Source organism: Streptomyces sp. NPDC046759 (genome assembly GCF_040645475.1).
GTDB lineage: Bacteria > Actinomycetota > Actinomycetes > Streptomycetales > Streptomycetaceae > Streptomyces.
On the sequence record NZ_JBEYYJ010000005.1, the window covers coordinates 276,329 to 297,070 of the forward strand.

A 20,742-nucleotide genomic window follows, 5' to 3' on the forward strand; every position below is an offset into this window, starting at 1 on the left:
GGAGGCAGTCGGCCATGACCGAGCTCGTGGAACACGGACAGCTGTTCATCGGCGGGGAGTTGACCGATCCCCTGGGCGCGGACGTCATCGAGGTGATCTCCCCGCACACCGAGGAGGTCATCGGCCGGGTGCCGCACGCCTCACGGGCGGACGTCGATCGGGCGGTGGCCATGGCGCGCCGCGCCTTCGACGAGGGTCCCTGGCCGCGTGCCCCGCTCGAGGAGCGGATCGAGGTCGTCACCCGCATCAAGGACGGAATCGCCGTCCGGCACGAGGAGATCGCCCGGGTGATCTCCGCGCAGAACGGCTCCCCGTACTCCTGGAGCGTCCTCGCCCAGGCGCTCGGCGCGATGATGGTGTGGGACGCGGCGATCGGTGTCGCGCGGGGCTACACCCACGAGGAGCGCCGGGACGGCGTTCTCGGCCCGATCCTCGTCCGGCGCGAACCGGTCGGTGTCGTCGCCGCCGTGGTCCCCTGGAACGTCCCGCAGTTCGTCGCCGCCGCCAAACTCGCCCCCGCGCTGCTGACCGGCTGCACCGTCGTACTGAAACCGTCCCCCGAGTCCCCGCTGGACGCCTTTCTGCTGGCCGAGATCGCGCGGGACGCCGGGCTGCCCGAGGGTGTGCTCTCCATCCTCCCCGCCGACCGCGAGGTCAGCGAGTACCTGGTCGGCCACCCCGGCATCGACAAGGTGTCCTTCACCGGCTCGGTCGCCGCCGGCAGGCGGGTGATGGAGGTGGCCGCCCGCAACCTCACCCGGGTCACCCTGGAGCTGGGCGGAAAGTCGGCGGCCGTCGTCCTGCCGGACGCGGACGTGCAGACGGCGGTGTCCGGGATCGTACCTGCGGCCTGGATGAACAACGGGCAGGCATGCGTGGCCCAGACCCGCATCCTCCTCCCGCACGCCCGCTACGACGAGTTCGCCGACGCCTTCGCGCAGGCCGCGAGCGCGCTGGAGGTCGGCGACCCGCTGGACCCGGCGACCCAGGTCGGTCCGCTGGTCGCCCGCCGGCAGCAGCAGCGCACCATGGACTACATCCGCATCGGGCAGGAAGAGGGCGCCCAGGTGCTCACGGGCGGTGGGCGGCCGGCCGGGCTGGAGAAGGGCTGGTACGTCGAACCGACCCTGTTCGGCGACGTCGACAACGCCATGCGCATCGCCCGCGAGGAGATCTTCGGCCCGGTCGTCTGCCTGATCCCGTACGGCGACGAACGGGAGGCGGTCGGGATCGCGAACGACTCCGAGTACGGCCTGTCCGGCAGCGTGTGGACGGCGGACGTCGAGCACGGCATCGACATCGCCCGGCAGGTCCGCACCGGCACCTACTCGGTCAACACCTTCAGCCTGGACATGCTCGGCCCGTTCGGCGGCTACAAGAACTCCGGGCTGGGGCGGGAGTTCGGGCCGGAGGGGTACGGCGAGTACCTCGAACACAAGATGATCCACTTGCCGGCGGGGGCGTGAGCATGGGCGACCGCTGGCACGTCGAGGTCGACCGGTCGGTGTGCATCGGCTCGGCCCAGTGCCTCCATCACGCCCCGCAGGCCTTCCGCCTCGACTCCGCCCGCCAGTCCCATCCCGTGCAGCCGGACACCGATGCCGCCGAACCCGTCCTGGAGGCGGCCGAGAGCTGCCCGGTGGAGGCGATCGTGATCACACTGCTGGAGAGCGGGGAGACGGTGTTCCCGCCCGAGGAGTAGAGGTGTCGGTGTCCCGCGTTACTCTCCTGCGGTCTCGACGGAACGAGCAGGGCGGGGAAGCGTGGACAGGTCCGAGGCGGTCGTGCTGATCGAGCGGGCGCGGGAGGCATGGCAGGCGCAGGAGTGGCTGCGTGCGGCCGACCTCTACGAGCGGGTGCTCGCGCACTACCCCGACGAGGCCCCGAGCGCGGTGTGGTGGTACGACGCCGCGCTCGCCCACAAGTTCCTGCGCAACTGGGCGAAGGCGTACGAGCTCGGGCGCGAGGCCGCCGCCCGGGCCCCGCGCGGCGAGGGCGACCCCGCGTACTGGAACCTCGGCATCGCGGCGACGATCCAGCGCGACTGGGCGACCGCCCGCGACGCCTGGACCGGCTTCGGCATCGAACTCCCGCCCGGCGAGGGCCGGATCGACGGCCGGTTCGGCCCGGCCTGCGTGCGCCTGGACACGGGCGGCGAGCGGGAGGTGGTCTGGATCGACCGGCTGTGCCCGACGCGGGGCCGGGTCATGAATGTGCCGGTGACCGCCGGCCGCCGTTTCGGCGAGACCGTCGTCCACGACGGCGAGCCGAAGGGCACCCGGATCGTCGACGGCCGGGAGTTCCCCGTCTTCGACGAGCTCCTCCTCTTCGAGGCGTCCGGCCTGCCCACCTTCACGGTCACGGTGAACGCGGCCGAGGCCGCCGACGTCGAGGCGCTGGTGGAGCTGTTCGTGGCCGAGGACTACGGCGCCGAGCCGGCGAGCGGCTTCGAGCTCGTGTGCGCGTGCTGCAGCGGGGGCACGCTGGAACGGGAGCGCACCACGCACGGGGGAGCCCAGCGGGTCTCCCTGGCGGCCCCGGAGGGGGAGGCCCGCCGGCTGCTGGACCGGTGGGCCGCCGTCACCCCCGCCGGCCGCACCTGGAGCGAGCTGGCACCGGTGGGCTAGGACGCGCCCGGTTCCGTGAGGTCGATCAGGCGGCACACCGTCTCGATGTCGATCTTGACCTGGGCGATGGAGGCACGGCCGGAGAGCCAGGTGATCAGGGCCGAGTGCCAGGTGTGCTCGATCACCCGGACCGCGGAGAGCTGCTCGGGGGTGGGGTGCCCGGAGCCCATCGCGTCCAGGATGATCAGGGTCGTCTGGCGGGAGACCTGGTCGACCTCGGGAGAGACGCTGCGGTCGGCGAAGGTCAGGGCGCGGACCATCGCGTCGGCCAGGTGAGGTTCGCGCTGGAGGGCGCGGAAGGCCCGCATCAGGGTCTCCGCCACCCTCTCGGCGGCCGTGTCACCCGACGGGGGCTTCTTCCGCAGCGTCCCGTGCATGTGCTCCAGCTGGTCCTGCATGGTCGCCACCAGCAGGTGGATCTTGGACGGGAAGTAGCGGTACAGCGTGCCGAGGGCCACCTGGGAGGACTCGGCGACCTCGCGCATCTGCACGGCGTCGAAACCGCCCCGGCTGGCCAGCTGGGCGCTGGCGTGCAGGATCCGGCGGCGGCGGGCCTCCTGGCGCTCCGTGAGCGGAGACGATGGAGCCGGCGAGGGCCGGACCGTACTGGCTTCCACCTTGGATTCCGCAGGCATGGGTCCCGTTCCGTGACAGTCGGTGAAGGCGTCTGTGGGGCACGTGATCAGACAGCATGGCAGGGCCACGCGCCGTGGCGCGAATCACCTGATCCACTGCTCACAGCGCCCGTACCTGCCGGTAGATTCAGAGCCTCTTGAACGATCAAGTCTGAAACTTGTTCTAGATTAGCGTCCCGCGTAGTCTCGCGGGACAGTGCAGGCAGAAGGGGGCACGGAGTGACCGCTGAGGCCCGGGAAGCGGGTGCCCAGGAGGAACCCGCGTCCGACGGCGAGCGACCGCTCGACATCGCGCTCCTCACCTATAAAGGGAACCCGTTCTGCGGCGGGCAGGGTGTCTACGTACGGCATCTCTCGCGCGAGCTGGTCCGGCTCGGGCACCGGGTCGAGGTCATCGGCTCGCAGCCGTACCCCGTGCTCGACGAGGGGTATCCCGGACTCACGCTGACCGAGCTGCCCAGCCTCGACCTCTACCGCCAGCCCGACCCCTTCCGCACCCCCGAGCGGGACGAGTACCGGGACTGGATCGACGCCCTGGAGGTCGCGACGATGTGGACCGGCGGCTTCCCCGAGCCGCTGACCTTCTCGCTGCGCGCCCGCCGCCATCTGCGCGCCCGGCGCGGCGAGTTCGACGTCGTCCACGACAACCAGACCCTCGGGTACGGGCTGCTGGGGGACATCGGTGCGCCCCTCGTGACCACCGTCCACCACCCCATCACCGTCGACCGGCAGTTGGAGCTGGACGCGGCCGAGGGCTGGCAGCGGCGGTACTCGGTCCGCCGCTGGTACGCCTTCACCCGGATGCAGAAGCGCGTCTCGCGCCGGCTGCCGTCGGTCCTCACCGTCTCCGGCAGCTCCCGGCAGGAGATCGTCGACCACCTCGGCGTCCGCGACGACCGCGTGCACGTCGTCCACATCGGCGCCGACACCGATCTGTTCGCGCCGAATCCGGCCGTGCCCGAGGTGCCGGGCCGGATCGTCACCACCTCCAGCGCCGATGTGCCGCTCAAGGGGCTGGTGTTCCTGGTGGAGGCGCTGGCCAAGGTGCGCACCGAGCACCCCGCCGCCCATCTCGTCGTCGTCGGCAAGCGCCCCGAGGAGGGCCCCGTCGCGACCGCGATCGAGCGCTACGGCCTCGAGGACGCCGTCGAGTTCGTCAAGGGCATCTCCGACGCCGAGCTGGTCGACCTGATCCGCTCGGCCGAGATCGCCTGCGTGCCCTCGCTGTACGAGGGCTTCTCGCTGCCCGCCGCCGAGGCCATGGCCACCGGCACCCCGCTGGTCGCCACGACCGGCGGCGCGATCCCCGAGGTCGCCGGGCGCGACGGCGAGACCTGCCTGGCCGTACCGCCGGGGGACGCGGGAGCGCTGGCCGCCGGGCTCGTCCGGCTGCTCGGGGACCGGGAGCTTCGGGTACGGCTCGGCCGTGCGGGCCGCGAGCGGGTGCTGCGGCACTTCACATGGGCGCGGGCCGCGGAAGGGACCGTGGCCCACTACCGCGAGGCCATCGCCCGCTCCGCGGCCGCCCGCCGCGCCCCGTCCCGGGCTCCCGGCCCTCCGGCGGCCCCACAAAGTGTTGCTTCCGCGGCTTCACCCAGTGTTGCTCCCGCGGCCCCGGCAAGTGTTGCAGGCGTCTCTTCCGAAAGCAGGGCCACGTGCTGACCGTCGACTTCTCCCGGTTCCCGCTCGCCCCCGGCGACCGTGTCCTGGACCTCGGCTGCGGAGCCGGCCGGCACGCCTTCGAGTGCTACCGGCGTGGCGCCCAGGTGGTGGCCCTGGACCAGAACGGCGAGGAGATCCGCGAGGTCGCCAAGTGGTTCGCGGCGATGAAGGAGGCCGGGGAGGCCCCGGAGGGCGCGACCGCCACCGCCATGGAGGGCGACGCGCTGGCCCTCCCCTTCCCGGACGAGTCCTTCGACGTGGTCATCATCTCCGAGGTGATGGAGCACATCCCCGACGACAAGGGCGTGCTCGCCGAGATGGTCCGCGTGCTCAAGCCGGGCGGCCGTATCGCCGTCACGGTCCCGCGCTACGGCCCCGAGAAGATCTGCTGGGCGCTGTCCGACGCCTACCACGAGGTCGAGGGCGGCCACATCCGCATCTACAAGGCCGACGAGCTGGTGGGCAAGATCCGTGAGGCGGGTCTGAAGCCGTACGGCAGCCACCACGCGCACGCGCTGCACTCGCCGTACTGGTGGCTGAAGTGCGCCTTCGGCGTCGACAACGACAAGGCGCTGCCGGTGCGGGCGTACCACAAGCTGCTGGTCTGGGACATCATGAAGAAGCCGCTCGCCACGCGGGTCGCCGAGCAGGCGCTGAACCCGCTGATCGGCAAGAGCTTCGTGGTCTACGCGACCAAGCCGCACCTTCCGCGCCTCGCCGACGAGGCGGCCGCCAAGTGACCACTCCCCGGACAGAACACCTCGTCCTGCCCGGGGTCCTCACCGCCGGGCAGGCCGCCGCGACCGTCCGCGGCATCCTCGCCGTACAGCGGGAGGACGGCGCGATCCCCTGGTTCCGCGGGCACCACCTGGACCCGTGGGACCACACCGAGGCCGCGATGGCCCTGGACGCGGCCGGCGAGCACGAGGCCGCCGAGCGGGCGTACGAGTGGCTGGCCCGGCACCAGAACGAGGACGGCTCCTGGTACGCCGCCTACGCCGACGGCGCCCACGACGACGTCACCGACCCCGCGCGCGAGTCGAACTTCGTCGCCTACATAGCCGTGGGCGTGTGGCACCACTACCTCTCCACCGGCGACGACACGTTCCTCGACCGCATGTGGCCGGCCGTCTACGCGGCCGTCGAGTGGGTGCTCGCGCTCCAGCAGCCCGGCGGGCAGATCGGCTGGCGCCGCGAGGACGACGGGACGCCCACCGCGGACGCCCTGCTCACCGGCAGCTCCTCGGTCCACCACGCGCTGCGCTGCGCGCTCGCCATCGCCGAGCAGCGCGAAGAGCCGCAGCCGGACTGGGAGTTGGCGGTCGGGGGGCTCAGGCACGCGATCCGACGGCATCCGGAGCGCTTCCTCGACAAGGACCGCTACTCGATGGACTGGTACTACCCGGTCCTCGGCGGCGCGCTCACCGGCGAGGAGGCCAGGGCCCGCATAGCGCAGTCCTGGGACCGGTTCGTCGTCCCGGACCTCGGCGTGCGCTGCGTCGTCCCGAACCCCTGGGTCACCGGCGGCGAGTCCAGCGAACTCGCCCTGGCGCTGTGGGCGGTGGGGGAGTCGGACCGCGCCCTGGAGATCCTCCAGTCCATCCAGCACCTGCGCGATCCGGAGAGCGGCCTGTACTGGACCGGCTACGTCTTCGAGGACGACGCCGTCTGGCCCCGCGAACTCACCACCTGGACAGCCGGTTCCCTGCTGCTCGCCGTCGCCGCGCTGGGCGGCCACGAGGCCACCTGCGCGGTGTTCGGCGGGGAGCACCTGCCGGCCGGCCTGGACCCCGACTGCTGCGGCTAGTGCTGTGACCGGAAAGGTCTCGCGAGCCGGTGACCCTTTCCGGTCACAGCTTCCGGTCACAGCACTGGCCCGGGGGCTCAGTGCCGGTGCATCCGGTTGGCGATGGCGTGGCCGACGAACAGGTAGACGACGGCCGCCAGTCCGTAGCCGGCGACCACGCGGGCCCAGGCCTCGTTGAACGTGAAGAGGTCGTGGGACCAGCCCGCCAGCCAGGCGGCGGCGTCGTGGACGAACTGCACCAGGCTGTTGGCGCGGTTCGCGTCCAGCAGGTACATCAGGATCCACAGGCCGAGGATCAGTGCCATGACGTCGGCGACGACGGCGATGACCGTGCCGGCCTGATTCGCACCGTTGCGATATCGAGGGGACATACCTTCCGGATTGCCGGGCGGCGGCGGGTGAAACCCGAACGGCTGCGGCCGAGTGGCGCACCCGGCCGTCGTGGGCGAGTCTGCCGGAGGAAGCAAACCGCTCGGGGAGGACATGTCCGGAGGGTCCCGTGCCTGTACCCATACGGCGCCTCGTCTTGGCGCTTACGCTGTGCTGCACCCTGCTGGCCGGCTCCACGGCCTGCGGCACCGGCGAGAAGACCAGAACGAAGGACACCGCGGCGGTCCAGGTCAGTCCCGCCGCCGACACCCCCAGTCCGACCACGTCCGCCGAACGGCAGAAGTTCGCCAAGGCCCGGTTCGTGGCGAACGCGGGCCTCGCGGCCGGTGCGACCTACCAGTGGATCGTGAAGCCCTGGAAGGCGGGCAAGTTCAAGAAGGGCGCCCACGGCCGCAAGATGACCCTGGTCAAGGCCGCTCTGGCCGGTGCGTTCACCTACAACCGGCTCAAGGCGGCGAAGCGGAACGCCCAGGGCGATCCGCTGCTGTCGAAGGCCCTGGCGCCGCTCGGCGCCGCCATCGACGGCCTGAAGAACCTGCCGGCCAAACTGCGCAGCGGCGACGGGAGCGCGGCCGGCGCCTTCGGCGACGTCATCAACAAGGTCAAGGACGCGGGCGGCAGTGCCGGCGCCCCGGTCAAGGACCAGGTGCCCTCGGCCTCCCAGCTGAACAGCGGCGGCTAGGGGTCCGCTCAGGAGTTCAGCTCCGCCAGCACCCTGAGGGTGTGCGGGTCGGGTGACAGGGCCAGCAGGTCCGTCACCGGGCCCGCGCGCCACAACTGCAGCCGCTCGGCGATGCGTTCACGCGGGCCGACCAGCGAGATCTCGTCGGCGAAGGCGTCCGGCACGGCCCGTACGGCCTCCTCCCGCCGTCCCGCCAGGAACAGTTCCTGGATCCGCCGCGCCGCCTCCTCGTACCCCATGCGGGCCATGAGGTCGGCGTGGAAGTTGCGGGAGGCGTGGCCCATCCCGCCGATGTAGAAGCCGAGCATGGCCTTGACGGGCAGCAGCCCCTCGGTCACGTCGTCGCACACCTTCACCCGGGCCATCGCAGCCACCGCGAACCCCTCCGGCAGCTTGTGCACCACGTCCCCGTACACCTCGGGCCGGCTCGGCGACCAGTACAGCGGCAGCCAGCCGTCGGCGATACGGACCGTCTGCGCCACGTTCCTCGGCCCCTCGGCCCCCAGCAGCACCGGCAGGTCGGCCCGCAGCGGATGGGTGACCGGCTTCAGCGGCCTGCCCAGCCCGGTGCCGTCCGGCCCCCGGTAGGGCAGCGGATGGAACCGCCCGTCCACCTCCACCGGCGCCTCCCGGCGCAACACCTGCCGTACGGCGTCCACGTACTCCCGGGTGGCGGTCAGCGGCGACTTCGGGAACGGGCGGCCGTACCAGCCCTCCACCACCTGCGGGCCGGACAGGCCGAGGCCGAGCAGCATCCGCCCGCCGGAGAGGTGGTCCAGGGTGAGCGCGTGCATCGCGGTGGTGGTCGGCGGGCGGGCGGCCATCTGGGCAACGGCCGTACCCAGCCTGATCGTCGAGGTCCGTGCGGCGATCCAGGTCAGTGGCGTGAAGGCGTCCGAGCCCCAGGACTCCGCCGTCCACACCGAGTGGTACCCGAGCCGTTCCGCCTCCCGGGCGAGCGGCACATGCCGGGCGTCCGGACCGCGTCCCCAGTACCCGAGTGCCAGACCGAGCCGCATCCGTCCACCTCCTGACGTACCGTCAGTTCACCGTCGCCAGGCGACTGTACGACAACGGCCCCCCGCCCGGAAGGGCGAGGGGCCGACCGCGGCGCGAATGCGGGCTCAGCCGCGCTGGATGCCGGAGGTGTCCTGGAGCACACCACGGCGGCCGTCCTGGGTCTGCGCGACCAGCGCGGCACCGCGCTGCTCGACGGCCAGGTACCAGGTGCCCGGCGCCAGTTCGGCGATCGGGGCCGGCGAGCCGTCCTCCGCGAACAGCGGGCGGGTCACCGGCACCGCGAACCAGAACGGCGAGAAGTCCCCGGCGGGCGGCTGTGCCGCCGGAGCACCCTGCGCGGCGGGCTGCTGCCCGAACGGCTGGCCCGGCTGCGGCTGGGCACCGTACGGCTGCTGCGGCTGGGCGCCCGGGTAGCCGTAACCGGCGGGCGGCTGGGCGCCGTAGGGCTGCGGGGCGACCGGCTTGGGGGCCGGGACGAGGGCCGCCTGGAGGGCGGGGACGAGAGGTGTGGCGATGGCGGCGCCGGCAAGGACGAGAGCGGCGATGAGACCGACCACCAGACCGGCGCCGGCGTCCACGCCGTCGGGAACGTCGATCAGGGTCCACAGCAGGGTCCAGGCCGCCAGCACCCCGAACGCGGTGCCGACCTGGCCCAGGTCGAGCCCGAGTGCCTTGCGCGGCTGCGGCAGGCAGCGGTTGACGACGATGAGGACGGCACCGATCACCGCACCCATGTAGATGCCGAGGCCCATGCCCAGGTCGTCCCACGCGTTCCGGCTCTGGCTGGTGCTGAAAGCGGAGATGCTCTCGAAAGTGAGGAACGACGCGATGAACAGCACCACCGCTGCTCCGATCACCACGCCGTCGCCTCTAGTGAGGGAGCGGATATTCACTTCAGGTCCTTCGTAGGTCGTCTCGTCGTCGGTAGACACTACCGCCCGCAAGATCCGGGTGTCCGGCCGCGTCCGCCCGCCGGTCACGACTGACGCAGGAAACTCACGATTCCCTCAGAGATCCCTTGCGCCGCCCGCTGCCGCCAGGCTCCGCTGGTCAGGAGTGCCGCGTCCTTGCTATCGCGCATGTTGCCGCACTCGATGAACACCTTGGGAACCGTTGACAGATTGAGACCGCCCAGGTCCGTGCGTGTGACGAGACCGGTACCTTTGCCGACGTAGTTGGACGGCGGCTCACCGGTGTCGCGCAGGAAGTCGCCGGCGACGCGCGCGCCGAGGTCGTGCGAGGGGCCGACGATCCCACGGGTGTCGGCGGCACCGGAGTGCACCGACCCCGGCAGGATGACGTGGAAGCCGCGGTCGCCCTCGGCGGAGCCGTCGGCGTGGAGGGAGATCGCCGCGTCGGCGTGCGCCGCGTTGCCGATCCGGGCCCGCTCGTTCACACACGGTCCCCAGGCCGGGCTGTCGCCGTCGTGGGTCAGCTTCACGGTGGCGCCCTGCTTCTCGAGGAGTGCGCGCAGCCGGTGCGCGACGTCGAGGGTGAACCGGGCCTCGGTGTAACCGGCGTTGGTGGACGTCCCGGTGGTGTCGCACTCCTTCCAGTTCGTACCGATGTCCACCTTGCGGTTGATCTCGGCCGCGTGCTGGAAGTTGCCCGGGTTGTGCCCGGGATCGATGACGACGACCTTGCCCTTGAGAGGACCGGACGCGGGCGCCCCCGAAGGCCGCTTGCCGTCGTCGGTGGGCGAGGCCGAGGCGGACGGCGGCGGCACGGACGCGGCGGAGGTGCCGGCCGCGGGCGTGGCGGACGCCGTACGGTCCGCGTCGCCGCCTCCGGCACCGCCGCCCACCGCCTCGTACACCACCCAGCCGAGCAGCGCCCCGGGCACCAGCGCGGCGAGCGCCACGGTCAGCGGGCCACGCCGGGGCCGGCGCGGTTGCGGGGTTTCGAACTCCGGGCCTAGATACGACACGTCTGCGACTCTAACCGGGGCCTCAGATCACCGTGCCCGTTCGCCGCAGGACACGCAGCGAGCCGGTCACCGAGACCTCCGTGAACGCCCCGGACTCAAGTGCCCGCAGGTACACGCGGTACGGCGCCTGCCCGGTGAACTCGTCCTCGGGCTCCGGGAAGACGTCGTGGATGACGAGGAGGCCGCCTTCGGCCACGTGCGGCGCCCAGCCCTCGTAGTCGGCGCCGGCGTGTTCGTCGGTGTGGCCGCCGTCGACGAAGACCAAGCCGAGCGGGGCGTTCCAGATGGCCGCGATCTGCGGCGACCGGCCGACGAGGGCGACCACGTGCTCCTCCAGGCCCGCCCTGAACAACGTGCGGCGGAAGGCCGGCAGGGTGTCCATCAGGCCGACCTCCGGGTCGACCGTCTCCGGGTCGTGGTAGTCCCAGCCGGGCTGCTGCTCCTCACTGCCCCGGTGGTGGTCGACGGTGAGCGCGGTGACCCCGGCCCCGCGGGCGGCGTCGGCGAGCAGCACCGTGGACCGCCCGCAGTACGTGCCGACCTCCAGCAGCGGCAGCCCCAGCCGCCCGGCCTCCACCGCAGCCGCGTACAACGCCAGCCCCTCGTCCACGGGCATGAAGCCCTTGGCCGCCTCGAACGCGGCAAGGATCTCGGGCTTGGGGGAGGTGGCGGGCATGGAGGGCCTCTCGGTCGTACGGCGCTGACGGCGCGCCCCGAGGGGGCGCGGGGAACTGCGCGACCAGCCGCGACACACCGGCAGCCGCCGGCCGACAGTACCTCCCGGGCTCTACGCGTTCACAGTCTCCCCGGGCAACGAAAGGTCCAGAACGACAGCCCGCTCCTCACCGGAATGCGTTGCGGAGGAAGCGAGCGGCCCGTGGCCGGACGCCTTCGCGGCGAGCACGTACGCCCCCTGAGCCGGCACGGCCAGTGCATACGTGCCGTCCTCCTCGGAGACGGTCGCGCCGGCCTGCCGCCCCCGCCGGTCGATCAGCGTGACCTTGGCCCGGGCCACGGGAACGCCGTCGGCGCCCAGGACCCGGCCCCGGAAGCCCCGCAGCGCCTCCTCGGCCTGCGCCAGCGAGGCGTCCTCCTCGCTGCTCGCCCGGAGCTGAGTGTGCTGCTGGACCGGGCGGGCGGCCTTCGGCAGGCACAGGGCCATCAGCAGGCCGACGGCGACCGCGGCGGTCGCGATCAGGAAGGACACCCGGAAGCCGTGCATGGTGGGTATCGCGACGCCGCCCGCCTTCTTCGCCGTGTTGGCGAGCACCATGCCGATGACGGCGCTGGACACCGACGTACCGATGGACCGCATCAGGGTGTTCAGGCCGTTGGCCGCGCCGGTCTCCGAGGCGGGGACCGCGCCGACGATCAGTGCGGGCAGCGAGGAGTAGGCGAGGCCGATGCCGGCGCCGAGGACCACGGAGGTGACGATCGTCTGCCAGGCCGCGTCCATCAGACCGAGTCCGCCGCCGTAGCCGATCGCGATGATCAGCAGGCCGATGATGAGGGTGACCTTCGGGCCGTACCTGGCGGACAGGCGGGCGTAGACCGGCGCCGTGAACATCATCGTCAGGCCCAGCGGGGCGACGCACAGACCCGCGACGACCATGGACCGGCCGAGGCCGTAGCCGGTGGCGCTGGGCAGCTGGAGGAGCTGGGGCAGGACGAGCGAGACGACGTAGAACGCCACGCCGACCATGATCGACGCGAGGTTGGTGAAGAGGACGGCCGGGCGCGCGGTGGTGCGCAGGTCGACCAGGGGCGCCCGGTGGCGCAGCTCGAACAGGCCCCACAGGAGGAGGACGACGACCGACGCGGCGAACAGGCCGAGCGTCGTGCCCGACGACCAGCCCCAGTCGCTGCCCTTGGTGATGGGCAGCAGGAGCAGCACCAGGCCGGTCGACAGGCCCAGCGCGCCGAGGAGGTCGAAGGAGCCCTGTGCCCGCATCGGGGACTCGGGCACCACGAGGAGGGTGAGGACGATGGCGAGCGCGCCGAGCCCGGCGGCGCCGTAGAACAGGGCGTGCCAGTTCGTGTGCTGGGCGACCAGGGCCGCGGCGGGCAGCGCGAGGCCGCCGCCGACGCCGATCGAGGAGCTCATCAGGGCCATGGCCGAGCCGAGCTTCTCGCGGGGCAGCATGTCGCGCATCAGGCCGATGCCGAGCGGGATGGCGCCCATGGCGAAGCCCTGCAGCGTACGGCCGACGATCATGGTGAGCAGCTGGCTGGTGAGCGCGCTGATCAGGGCGCCGGCCACCATCACGGCGAGGCTGAGGATCAGCATCCGCCGCTTGCCGTAGAGGTCGCCGAGCCGGCCCATGATCGGAGTGGCGACGGCACCGGACAGAAGGGTCGAGGTGAGGACCCAGGTGGCGTTGGAGGGGGCGGTGTCCAGCAGCTGCGGCAGGTCCTTGATGACCGGCACGAGCAGGGTCTGCATCACCGCGACCACGATGCCCGCGAAGGCGAGCACCGGGACTACGGCGCCGCTCGGCCTTCGGCCGGGCTGGTCGGTCGTCGTGTGGGTCATTGGGTCGAGGCCTCCCCGTAGTGACAAGTGCTCGGTCAACCTCGTATGCACAGGCAACTATTCCGTTGCTTCGGGCCCCTAACGAATCCTTGACCGGTTCATGGGTTTCTGATCTGCCGTCAGGGGGTGGCGGCCTACTGGAACACGTTCTAATCTGCGCGTCATGAAGGCCTATGTCGCCGGGGTCGGGATGACCAGGTTCGAGAAGCCCGAGACCCGTGCATGGCACTACTGGGACATGGTGCGGGAGGCGGGCGAGGCTGCCCTGGCGGATGCCGGGGTCACCTATGCGGACGTGGAACAGGTTCCCGTCGGGTACTGTTTCCAGCCCTCGACGGCCGGCCAGCGCGCCGCCTACGAGCTCGGTCTGACCGGCATCCCCGTCTACAACGTCAACAACAACTGCGCGACCGGCTCGACCGCGCTCATGCTCGCCCGGCAGCTCGTCGAAGGGGGCGCCGCCGACTGCGTGCTGGCGCTGGGCTTCGAGAAGATGAAGAAGGGCGCGCTGGGCTCGGGCGCCGACGGCGGGGACTTCCGGACGTCTCCCGTCGCCCGGCACTACGGGATCATGGCCGCCCGGCACGGCTTCGAGCCGGCCCCGCCGACCGCACAGATCTTCGGCGACGCGGCCCGCGAGCACATGGAGAAGTACGGCACGACCGAGGCCCAGCTCGCCGCGGTCGCCGCCAAGAACCACCGGCACTCCGCGCACAACCCCTGCGCCCAGTTCCAGGACGTCTACGACGTCGCCGGCATCCTCGCCTCCCGCACGGTCCACCGGCCGCTGACCAAGCTCCAGTGCTCACCGACCTCGGACGGCGCGGCGGCGGCCGTGGTGGTGTCGCAGCGGTTCGCCGAGGCCCGCTCCCTCACCGGACTCGTCGAGATCGCCGGGCAGGCCATGACCACGGACACCGAGGAGTCCTTCGCGTCCGGCTCCTGCATCGACGTCGTCGGCCTGCCCATGTCCCGCCGGGCGGCCCGGCAGGCCTGCGAGCGGGCCGGGCTGGGCATCGAGGACGTCGACGTGATCGAGCTGCACGACTGCTTCTCCGTCAACGAACTGCTGACCTACGAGGCGCTCGGCATGTGCGCACCGGGGGAGTCCGGGAAGCTGGTCGAGTCCGGCGCGACGACCTACGGCGGCCGATGGGTGGTGAACCCGTCGGGCGGACTCATCTCCAAGGGGCACCCCCTGGGCGCGACCGGCCTGGCGCAGACCGCCGAGCTGGTGTGGCAGCTGCGCGGCGAGGCCGGCCGGCGGCAGGTGCCGGGAGCGCGGGTGGGGCTCGCGCACAACATCGGGCTGGGCGGGGCGGCGGTGGTGACGCTGCTGCGCGCGGCCTAGGCCGCAGGGCCTGGGCCCCGGTGGTCCGAAATGCCGATGCAAGGACCGTAACCGGGTTGAGAGCATGACGCTCATGCTGGAAGCCGCCGACACCGCACCCCTCATTGCCCGCCGCAGGACGGCGCCCACCTGGCTGGTCGTGGCGCTCGCCTGCGCCGGACAGTTCCTGGTCGTCCTCGACGTGTCGGTGGTGAACGTCGCCCTGCCGTCCATGCGGGCCGGGCTCGGCCTGACCCCGTCCGGTCTGCAGTGGGTGGTGAACGCTTACGCCATCGCCTTCGCCGGGTTCATGCTGCTCGGCGGCCGGGCCGGCGACCTGTACGGGCGCAAGCGGATGTTCCTGGTCGGCCTCGGCCTGTTCACCCTGGCCTCGCTGGGCGGCGGCCTCGCCCAGGAGGGCTGGCAGCTGCTGCTGGCCCGGGCCGTGCAGGGCCTGGGCGCGGCGGTGCTGGCCCCGTCGACCCTGACCCTGCTGACGTCCGCGGTGCCGGAGGGCGCGGCGCGGGCTCGCGCGATCGCCACCTGGACCGCGGTCGGCGCCGGCGGAGGGGCCGCGGGCGGACTGGTCGGCGGGCTGCTCGTGGATGTGCTGTCCTGGCGCTGGGTGCTGCTGATCAACGTGCCGGTGGGCGCGCTGGTGCTGGCCGGCTCGGTGCTCTGGCTCACCGAGAGCCGGGCCGGCGACGGACGGCGCCTGGACCTGCCGGGCGCCCTGCTGGTCACGGCGGGCCTCGCGACCCTGGCCTACGGCATCTCGCAGACGGAGGCGGAGGGCTGGACGGCCCCGGCCACGCTGCTTCCGCTGCTCGCCGGGTTGCTGCTGATCGCCCTGTTCCTGATGGCCGAGGCGCGTACCGCGGCGCCGCTCATGCCGCTCGGCCTGCTGCGGCTGCGCTCGGTCGCCTCGGCGAACGCGGCGATGTTTCTCTCCGGCTCGGCCATGTTCTGCATGTGGTACTTCATGACGCTCTACGCCCAGAACGTTCTCGGCTACACGCCCCTGGAGGCCGGGGTGGCGCTGGTGCCCAGCTCGCTGTCCGTGGTCGTCGGCTCCAAGCTGGCGCCGCGCCTGATGCGGCTCGCGGGCCCGCGGACCGTGGCGACGCTGGGCACGCTGGTGGCCACGGCCGGGTTCGGCTGGCAGTCGACGATGAGCGCGCACGGGGCGTACGTCACCGCGATCATGATCCCGGGGATGCTGATGATGCTCGGCGCGGGCCTGGCGGCGACCCCGCTGGCCTCCCTGGCCACGTCGGGGGCGGCGCCGGGCGAGGCCGGTGTGGTGTCGGGGCTGGTCAACACCTCGCGCACCATGGGCGGTTCGCTCGGGCTCGCCGTGATGTCGACCGTCGCCGCGGCCGGCACGGGCAGCGGCCACGGCCCCGAGGCACTGACGAACGGCTACGCGCTGGCGTTCCGGACCAGCACGGCGGTCCTGCTGGGCGGCGCGGCGCTGATGCTGCTGTGGCTGCCGCGGAAGAACTCCGGGGCGGGAGGAACTTCGGCCGCTTCCTGAGCGGCGGTCGGCGGTCCGGTCCGGGCGGGCGTCACGGACGACCGCGAACACGTCGACGTGGGGATGAGGTCACCCCGTCCCGGCGAGCGGGCAACGGCGCCGGATCCGGGCCCGGGTCCGGGTCCGGTCACAGCCACCCCTGCTGCCGGGCCTCCCGCACCGCCTCCGCCCGGTTGCGGGTGCCCGTCTTGCCGATCGCGGAGGACAGGTAGTTGCGCACGGTGGACTCCGACAGGTGCAGCTTGCCGGCGATGTCGGCGACGGCCGCCCCGTCCACCGACGCCTTCAGCACATCGCACTCACGGGCCGTCAGCGGACTCGGCCCGGCACTGAGCGCGGCGGCGGCCAGCGCCGGATCCACAACCGTCTCCCCGGTGAGCACGCGCCGGATCGCCGCGGCCAGTTCCTCCACGGGGCCGTCCTTGACGAGGAATCCGGCCGCCCCGGCCTCCATGGCCCGGCGCAGATAGCCGGGCCGGCCGAAGGTGGTGAGGATCAGCACCCGGCAGTCGGGAGCCTGCTCGCGCAGCTCGGCCGCCGCGTCCAGCCCGCTGATGCCCGGCAGCTCGATGTCCAGCAGGGCCACGTCCGGCCGGTGGATGAGCACGGCGTCCACGATGACGTCGCCCGAACCCACCTGGGACACCACCTCGATGTCGTCCTCCATGCCGAGCAACAGGGCGAGCGCACCCCGCATCATGCCCTGGTCCTCGGCGAGCAGCACCCGAATGGACTTGGTGGTCCGGTGCTCCCGGGGCATCTCGTTCATGGACTCAGGTTACGGCCGCAGAACCGGCCCGCCGCCCCGCTCACCGCATTAGCCTCGCCGCATGCCCACCCCCTCGACCGCACGCTTCTACGACGAGTTGGCCGACGACTACCACTTGATCTACCCCGACTGGACGGTGAGCGTGCGCCGGCAGGGCGCCGCCCTGGACGCCCGGCTCGGCCGGGCGGGAGCGGCCGTGCTGGACTGCTCCTGCGGCATCGGCACGCAGGCCGTCGGGCTGGCCCTGCGCGGTCACCGGGTCGTCGGGACCGACCTCAGCGCGCGGGCCGCCGCGCGTGCGCACCGGGAGGCCGCCCGGTTGGGGCAGGCACTGCAGACGGCCTGTGCGGACATGCGGCACCTGCCTTTCGGCGACGCCCGGTTCGACGCCGTCGTCTGTGCCGACAACTCGCTGCCCCATCTCCTGACGGAGCCGGACGTGCGGGCCGCGCTGGGGGAGATGCGCAGGGTGCTGCGGCCCGGCGGCCGGCTGCTGGTCAGCACCCGGCCCTACGACGAGCTGCTGCGCGACCGTCCGGTCTCGACGGCCCCGCAGGTGCACGAGCCCGCCGACGGAACCGGACGGACCCTCACCTTCCAGCTCTGGCACTGGCACGAGGACGGGGAGCACTACGACCTGGAGCACTTCCAGTTGCTTCCGGAGCAGCGGGAGTGGCGGGTCCGGGTGCGCCGGGTCACCTACTGGGCGCTCGGCAGGGAACGGCTCGCCGATTTCGCCGCCGGTGCGGGATTCACCGACATCGCCTGGATGATGCCCGAGGAGACGGGTTTCTTCCAGCCGTTGCTCACGGGCGTCCGCGCACATTAAAGACTTGGCATTGCCCGGTGCGGCGGGGGTTGACGCCCTGAAGTGGCTCTCAAACAATCGCCCGTGCATTTCCAGGAATCCGTGCGAATTTCACCGTCGAATAGGTTCGGTATTTCGATCGAACACCGTCCGAAATATCGACCAATGAATCCGAGGTGCACCGTGCCCGTGAGATCCCCCCACATACACCCCCTGTGGCCGAGCAGGGCCGCCCTGTCCGTGCTCGCCGTCTGCGCGACCCTCGCCGCGCTGCTCCTCGGCGCCGCCACCCCGCAGGCCGCCGCCGCGAGTTCGCTGCCCTGTGACGTCTACGCCGCCGCGGGCACCCCCTGCGTCGCCGCGCACAGCCTGGTCCGCGCGTTGTACTCCTCGTACGGCGGCCCGCTGTACCAGGTGCAGCGCGCCTCCGACGGGGTCACCGCGGACATCGGCCTGCTGTCCGCCGGCGGCTACGCCGACGCGGCCGCCCAGGACTCCTTCTGTTCCGGCACGACCTGCATCATCACCAAGATCTACGACCAGTCCGCCCGCCACAACGACCTGACGGTCGAGGGCGCCGGCGGAGCCGGGAAGGCCGATGTCGGGGCGCCCGCCGACGCCCTCCCGGTGACGGCCGGCGGCCACCGGGTCTACGGCCTGGAGATCTCCGCCGGCATGGGCTACCGGAACGACTCCACCTCCGGCGTCGCGACGAACGGCGCCGCCGAGGGGATGTACATGGTGACCTCCGGAACCCATGTCAACGGCGCCTGCTGCTTCGACTACGGCAACGCCGAGACCAGCAACAAGGACACCGGCAACGGGCACATGGACGCCCTCAACTTCGGCACCGAGTGCTGGTTCTCGCCCTGTTACGGGCAGGGCCCCTGGGTGCAGGCGGACCTGGAGAACGGGCTGTTCCAGTCCGACGCCGGACACAGCAAGAACACCTCCGGCACCGGCACCGGGCCACTGCCGTTCGTGACCGCCCTGCTCAAGAACAACGGCCAGAACCATTTCGCGCTCAAATGGGGAAATGCACAGTCCGGCGGGCTCACCACCACCTATTCCGGCGGTGAGCCGACCACGAGCGGATACGCGCCCATGCATCAGGAGGGCGCGATCGTCCTCGGCACCGGCGGCGACAACAGCAACGGCTCCATCGGCTCCTTCTTCGAGGGCGTCATGACCTCCGGCATCCCGACGGACGCCGCCGACAACGCCGTCCAGGCCGACATCGTCTCCGTCGGCTACGGCGGCGCGACCGGCGTCACCGGCACGCTGGCCCCCGGCTCGGAGATCTCGCTGCGCGCCACCACCGCCTGCTGCACCGCCGACTACGTCCGCCACCGGAACGACGCCGGCGTCATCTCCGCGATCACGTCCAGCAGTTCCGGCCTGGACAGGAACGACGCGACCTGGATCGTCCGCCGCGGCCTGGCGAGCAGCTCCTGCCTCTCCTTCGAGTCGCGCAACTACCCCGGCGACTTCCTGCGGCACTACGACTACAGGCTGTACCGCATGCCCATGGACGGCACCGCCCAGTTCCGGGCCGACGCCACCTTCTGCCCGCAGACCGGCAAGAGCGGCACCGGCACCTCGTTCGCCTCGTACAACTACCCGACGAGATTCCTGCGCCACTACGACTACGACCTCTACATGGCGAGCAACGGCGGCTCCGACGCCTTCGACAGCAGCGCGTCCTGGACCGACGACGTCAGCTGGGCGGTCAGCCCGCCCTGGGCGCCGTAGCCGCCGCGTCCGCGAACTGCGCCGATTGCACCGGGAGTTCGGCGGTCACCGTGAAACCGCCGCGTGGCGACGGGCCGGCCGTGAGTGAGCCGCCCGCCGCCGCGAGGCGCTCGGTCAGCCCCTTCAGCCCCGTGCCGCCGATGCCCTGCTGGGGCCGGCTCACGGCCTGGCCGCTGCCGTTGTCGGTCACGGTGAGCCGGGCCCGCTCGGCGCCGCTGTCGACGGTGATCTCACAGCGGCTCGCGTCGCTGTGCCGGACCACGTTGGTCACCGCCTCCCGCACCACCCAGCTCAGCAGCGCCTCCGCCTGCGGCTCGAGCGGCGCCCCGGACTGCCGCACCACCGGCTCCACGCTCGCCGCCGACAGCGCCGAACGGGCCCGGGTCAGCTCGGTGGCCAGGCTGCCCTCCCGGTAGCCGGTCACCGCCTCGCGGATCTCGGTGAGCGCCTGCCGGCCCACCGACTCGATGTCCGTGATCTGCCCCAGCGCCGCGTCCATGTCGCGCGGGGCCAGCCGCCGGGCCGCCTCCGACTTCACCACGATCACCGACAGCGTGTGCCCCAGCAGGTCGTGCAGGTCCCGTGAGAAGCGCAACCGCTCCTTCTCCACCGCGCGTCGCGCCAACTCCTCGCGCGCGGCGCGCAGTTCCCGTACGGCCTCGGACAGGCCGAGGATCGCGGCCGTCACCATGCTGGAGATGAAGGTGGCGTAGCCGATGCTGGACGCGTCTCCCCAGCCGCCGCGGACGTAGCTGACGGCACCCGCGTACACCGCGAGCAGCAGGCCCGTGCGACCCAGCCACGGGCCACGCAGGGCCGCCCCGGCCGCGAGCCCGAGCAGCGGGAAGAACGCCAGCCAGTCACCGCCGTAGCCGAGCGCCAGGCCCGTGGTCACCAGGCCCATGAGGAGCAGCGCCACCCGGGTGGAGGCCGCCTCCCGCCTCGCCCGGTCGAACGAGCGGAAGGTGACGTAGATGTAGAGGGAGTTGAAGACCATCAGGCCCAGGCCGCCGATCCACGGGTTCGGGGTCCGGCCCTGGAGGAGATTGGAGATGGACCCCATCCCCATCAGCAGCCAGGGCAGCAGCGCGAAGCCGGTGGGCGGCGGGCCGGGGTGGTCGACGTCCGGCTCCTTGCCCTGCTTGTTCGCGGCCCGCTGGGCGGCCTTGAAGTGCTCGTGCGCGGCCTTCCACTGGCGCCGCTCGGCCCGCAGGGCCCGTATCTGGCACCGAACTCCCCGTACCCATGTCATGTCTGATGTTT

20 protein-coding genes are annotated in these 20,742 nt (G+C 72.1%); 11 read left to right on the forward strand and 9 right to left on the reverse strand.

Annotated features, from left to right (window positions below; genetic code table 11):
• The first annotated feature begins 14 nt into the window (after positions 1-14).
• The 3 genes from ABZ919_RS09620 (at position 15) to ABZ919_RS09630 (ending at position 2,627) form a co-directional block, all read left to right on the forward strand.
• Positions 15-1,466, forward strand: a complete 1,452-nt coding sequence (locus tag ABZ919_RS09620) for an aldehyde dehydrogenase (RefSeq protein ID WP_361244706.1) — start codon at positions 15-17, stop codon at positions 1,464-1,466.
• A gap of 2 nt (positions 1,467-1,468) precedes the next feature.
• On the forward strand, positions 1,469-1,702 hold the full coding sequence (locus ABZ919_RS09625; protein ID WP_361244950.1) for a ferredoxin: 234 nt from the start codon (positions 1,469-1,471) through the stop codon (positions 1,700-1,702).
• 61 nt (positions 1,703-1,763) lie between these two features.
• Positions 1,764-2,627 carry a tetratricopeptide repeat protein gene (locus ABZ919_RS09630; RefSeq protein ID WP_361244708.1) on the forward strand — a complete coding sequence of 288 codons (864 nt, stop codon included), beginning with the start codon at positions 1,764-1,766 and terminating at the stop codon, positions 2,625-2,627.
• Here the strand turns inward: ABZ919_RS09630 and ABZ919_RS09635 are convergent.
• Complete coding sequence (locus ABZ919_RS09635) at positions 2,624-3,262, reverse strand: TetR family transcriptional regulator (protein ID WP_361244711.1); 639 nt, start codon at positions 3,260-3,262, stop codon at positions 2,624-2,626. The genes ABZ919_RS09630 and ABZ919_RS09635 overlap by 4 nt on opposite strands.
• Positions 3,263-3,481: 219 nt before the next feature.
• On the opposite strand from ABZ919_RS09635, the gene ABZ919_RS09640 reads away from it, so the two are divergent.
• From ABZ919_RS09640 to ABZ919_RS09650, 3 genes are read left to right on the forward strand one after another with little or no spacing between them, the layout of a single operon-like run.
• The gene (locus ABZ919_RS09640) at positions 3,482-4,924 is read left to right on the forward strand and encodes a glycosyltransferase family 4 protein (RefSeq protein WP_361244714.1); all 1,443 of its coding nucleotides are present in this window, start codon (positions 3,482-3,484) and stop codon (positions 4,922-4,924) included.
• Entirely contained in the window at positions 4,918-5,664 is a 747-nt protein-coding gene (locus tag ABZ919_RS09645) for a class I SAM-dependent methyltransferase (protein ID WP_361244717.1), read from the forward strand. Before ABZ919_RS09640 ends, ABZ919_RS09645 begins: the two co-directional genes overlap by 7 nt.
• Positions 5,661-6,731 carry a prenyltransferase/squalene oxidase repeat-containing protein gene (locus tag ABZ919_RS09650; RefSeq protein ID WP_361244720.1) on the forward strand — a complete coding sequence of 357 codons (1,071 nt, stop codon included), beginning with the start codon at positions 5,661-5,663 and terminating at the stop codon, positions 6,729-6,731. The genes ABZ919_RS09645 and ABZ919_RS09650 overlap by 4 nt, the downstream gene beginning before the upstream one ends.
• A gap of 77 nt (positions 6,732-6,808) precedes the next feature.
• On the opposite strand, the gene ABZ919_RS09655 is transcribed toward ABZ919_RS09650, so the two are convergent.
• Positions 6,809-7,102 (reverse strand): hypothetical protein, encoded by a 294-nt coding sequence (locus ABZ919_RS09655; protein ID WP_361244723.1) that lies wholly within the window; start codon positions 7,100-7,102, stop codon positions 6,809-6,811.
• A gap of 128 nt (positions 7,103-7,230) precedes the next feature.
• Between ABZ919_RS09655 and ABZ919_RS09660 the strand changes: the two genes are divergently transcribed.
• Positions 7,231-7,803, forward strand: coding sequence for a hypothetical protein (locus ABZ919_RS09660; protein WP_361244726.1), 573 nt, complete (start codon positions 7,231-7,233; stop codon positions 7,801-7,803).
• Between the two features lie 8 nt (positions 7,804-7,811).
• Here ABZ919_RS09660 and ABZ919_RS09665 read toward each other — a convergent pair whose 3' ends face one another.
• The 5 genes from ABZ919_RS09665 to ABZ919_RS09685 all read right to left on the reverse strand — a co-directional run bounded on the left by ABZ919_RS09665 (position 7,812) and on the right by ABZ919_RS09685 (position 13,283).
• The gene (locus tag ABZ919_RS09665; protein ID WP_361244729.1) at positions 7,812-8,822 is read right to left on the reverse strand and encodes an LLM class F420-dependent oxidoreductase; all 1,011 of its coding nucleotides are present in this window, start codon (positions 8,820-8,822) and stop codon (positions 7,812-7,814) included.
• A 105-nt stretch (positions 8,823-8,927) separates the two neighbouring features.
• Positions 8,928-9,716: a hypothetical protein gene (locus ABZ919_RS09670; RefSeq protein ID WP_361244732.1), complete on the reverse strand. Its 789-nt coding sequence runs from the start codon at positions 9,714-9,716 to the stop codon at positions 8,928-8,930.
• 83 nt (positions 9,717-9,799) lie between these two features.
• The gene (locus ABZ919_RS09675) at positions 9,800-10,750 is read right to left on the reverse strand and encodes an N-acetylmuramoyl-L-alanine amidase (protein WP_361244734.1); all 951 of its coding nucleotides are present in this window, start codon (positions 10,748-10,750) and stop codon (positions 9,800-9,802) included.
• 22 nt (positions 10,751-10,772) lie between these two features.
• Entirely contained in the window at positions 10,773-11,426 is a 654-nt protein-coding gene (locus ABZ919_RS09680) for a class I SAM-dependent methyltransferase (RefSeq protein ID WP_361244738.1), read from the reverse strand.
• A 111-nt stretch (positions 11,427-11,537) separates the two neighbouring features.
• Positions 11,538-13,283 (reverse strand): MFS transporter, encoded by a 1,746-nt coding sequence (locus ABZ919_RS09685; RefSeq protein WP_361244741.1) that lies wholly within the window; start codon positions 13,281-13,283, stop codon positions 11,538-11,540.
• Between the two features lie 163 nt (positions 13,284-13,446).
• Between ABZ919_RS09685 and ABZ919_RS09690 the strand changes: the two genes are divergently transcribed.
• Both ABZ919_RS09690 and ABZ919_RS09695 read left to right on the forward strand, forming a co-directional pair.
• Positions 13,447-14,634, forward strand: coding sequence for a lipid-transfer protein (locus ABZ919_RS09690; RefSeq protein WP_361244744.1), 1,188 nt, complete (start codon positions 13,447-13,449; stop codon positions 14,632-14,634).
• A gap of 64 nt (positions 14,635-14,698) precedes the next feature.
• The gene (locus tag ABZ919_RS09695) at positions 14,699-16,150 is read left to right on the forward strand and encodes an MFS transporter (protein ID WP_361244747.1); all 1,452 of its coding nucleotides are present in this window, start codon (positions 14,699-14,701) and stop codon (positions 16,148-16,150) included.
• Positions 16,151-16,277: 127 nt separating this feature from the next.
• Here the strand turns inward: ABZ919_RS09695 and ABZ919_RS09700 are convergent, their stop codons facing one another.
• Entirely contained in the window at positions 16,278-16,919 is a 642-nt protein-coding gene (locus ABZ919_RS09700; RefSeq protein ID WP_361244750.1) for a response regulator transcription factor, read from the reverse strand.
• Positions 16,920-16,980: 61 nt separating this feature from the next.
• On the opposite strand from ABZ919_RS09700, the gene ABZ919_RS09705 reads away from it, so the two are divergent.
• Positions 16,981-17,748 carry a class I SAM-dependent methyltransferase gene (locus ABZ919_RS09705; protein ID WP_361244752.1) on the forward strand — a complete coding sequence of 256 codons (768 nt, stop codon included), beginning with the start codon at positions 16,981-16,983 and terminating at the stop codon, positions 17,746-17,748.
• Between the two features lie 168 nt (positions 17,749-17,916).
• On the forward strand, positions 17,917-19,479 hold the full coding sequence (locus ABZ919_RS09710; protein WP_361244754.1) for an alpha-L-arabinofuranosidase B: 1,563 nt from the start codon (positions 17,917-17,919) through the stop codon (positions 19,477-19,479).
• Here the strand turns inward: ABZ919_RS09710 and ABZ919_RS09715 are convergent.
• Positions 19,457-20,731 carry a sensor histidine kinase gene (locus tag ABZ919_RS09715; RefSeq protein ID WP_361244757.1) on the reverse strand — a complete coding sequence of 425 codons (1,275 nt, stop codon included), beginning with the start codon at positions 20,729-20,731 and terminating at the stop codon, positions 19,457-19,459. The two genes, ABZ919_RS09710 and ABZ919_RS09715, sit on opposite strands and share 23 nt — an antisense overlap.
• Positions 20,732-20,742 lie beyond the last annotated feature (11 nt).

Bases quoted from the DNA above. Each gene is read 5' to 3' on its own strand.
- ABZ919_RS09620 (WP_361244706.1), top strand. From the start codon at position 15: ATGACCGAGCTCGTGGAACACGGACAGCTGTTCATCGGCGGGGAGTTG.
- ABZ919_RS09625 (WP_361244950.1), top strand. From the start codon at position 1,469: ATGGGCGACCGCTGGCACGTCGAGGTCGACCGGTCGGTGTGCATCGGC.
- ABZ919_RS09635 (WP_361244711.1), bottom strand. From the start codon at position 3,262: ATGCCTGCGGAATCCAAGGTGGAAGCCAGTACGGTCCGGCCCTCGCCG.
- ABZ919_RS09655 (WP_361244723.1), bottom strand. From the start codon at position 7,102: ATGTCCCCTCGATATCGCAACGGTGCGAATCAGGCCGGCACGGTCATC.
- ABZ919_RS09665 (WP_361244729.1), bottom strand. From the start codon at position 8,822: ATGCGGCTCGGTCTGGCACTCGGGTACTGGGGACGCGGTCCGGACGCC.
- ABZ919_RS09680 (WP_361244738.1), bottom strand. From the start codon at position 11,426: ATGCCCGCCACCTCCCCCAAGCCCGAGATCCTTGCCGCGTTCGAGGCG.
- ABZ919_RS09685 (WP_361244741.1), bottom strand. From the start codon at position 13,283: ATGACCCACACGACGACCGACCAGCCCGGCCGAAGGCCGAGCGGCGCC.
- ABZ919_RS09690 (WP_361244744.1), top strand. From the start codon at position 13,447: ATGAAGGCCTATGTCGCCGGGGTCGGGATGACCAGGTTCGAGAAGCCC.
- ABZ919_RS09695 (WP_361244747.1), top strand. From the start codon at position 14,699: ATGACGCTCATGCTGGAAGCCGCCGACACCGCACCCCTCATTGCCCGC.
- ABZ919_RS09700 (WP_361244750.1), bottom strand. From the start codon at position 16,919: ATGAACGAGATGCCCCGGGAGCACCGGACCACCAAGTCCATTCGGGTG.
- ABZ919_RS09705 (WP_361244752.1), top strand. From the start codon at position 16,981: ATGCCCACCCCCTCGACCGCACGCTTCTACGACGAGTTGGCCGACGAC.
- ABZ919_RS09715 (WP_361244757.1), bottom strand. From the start codon at position 20,731: ATGACATGGGTACGGGGAGTTCGGTGCCAGATACGGGCCCTGCGGGCC.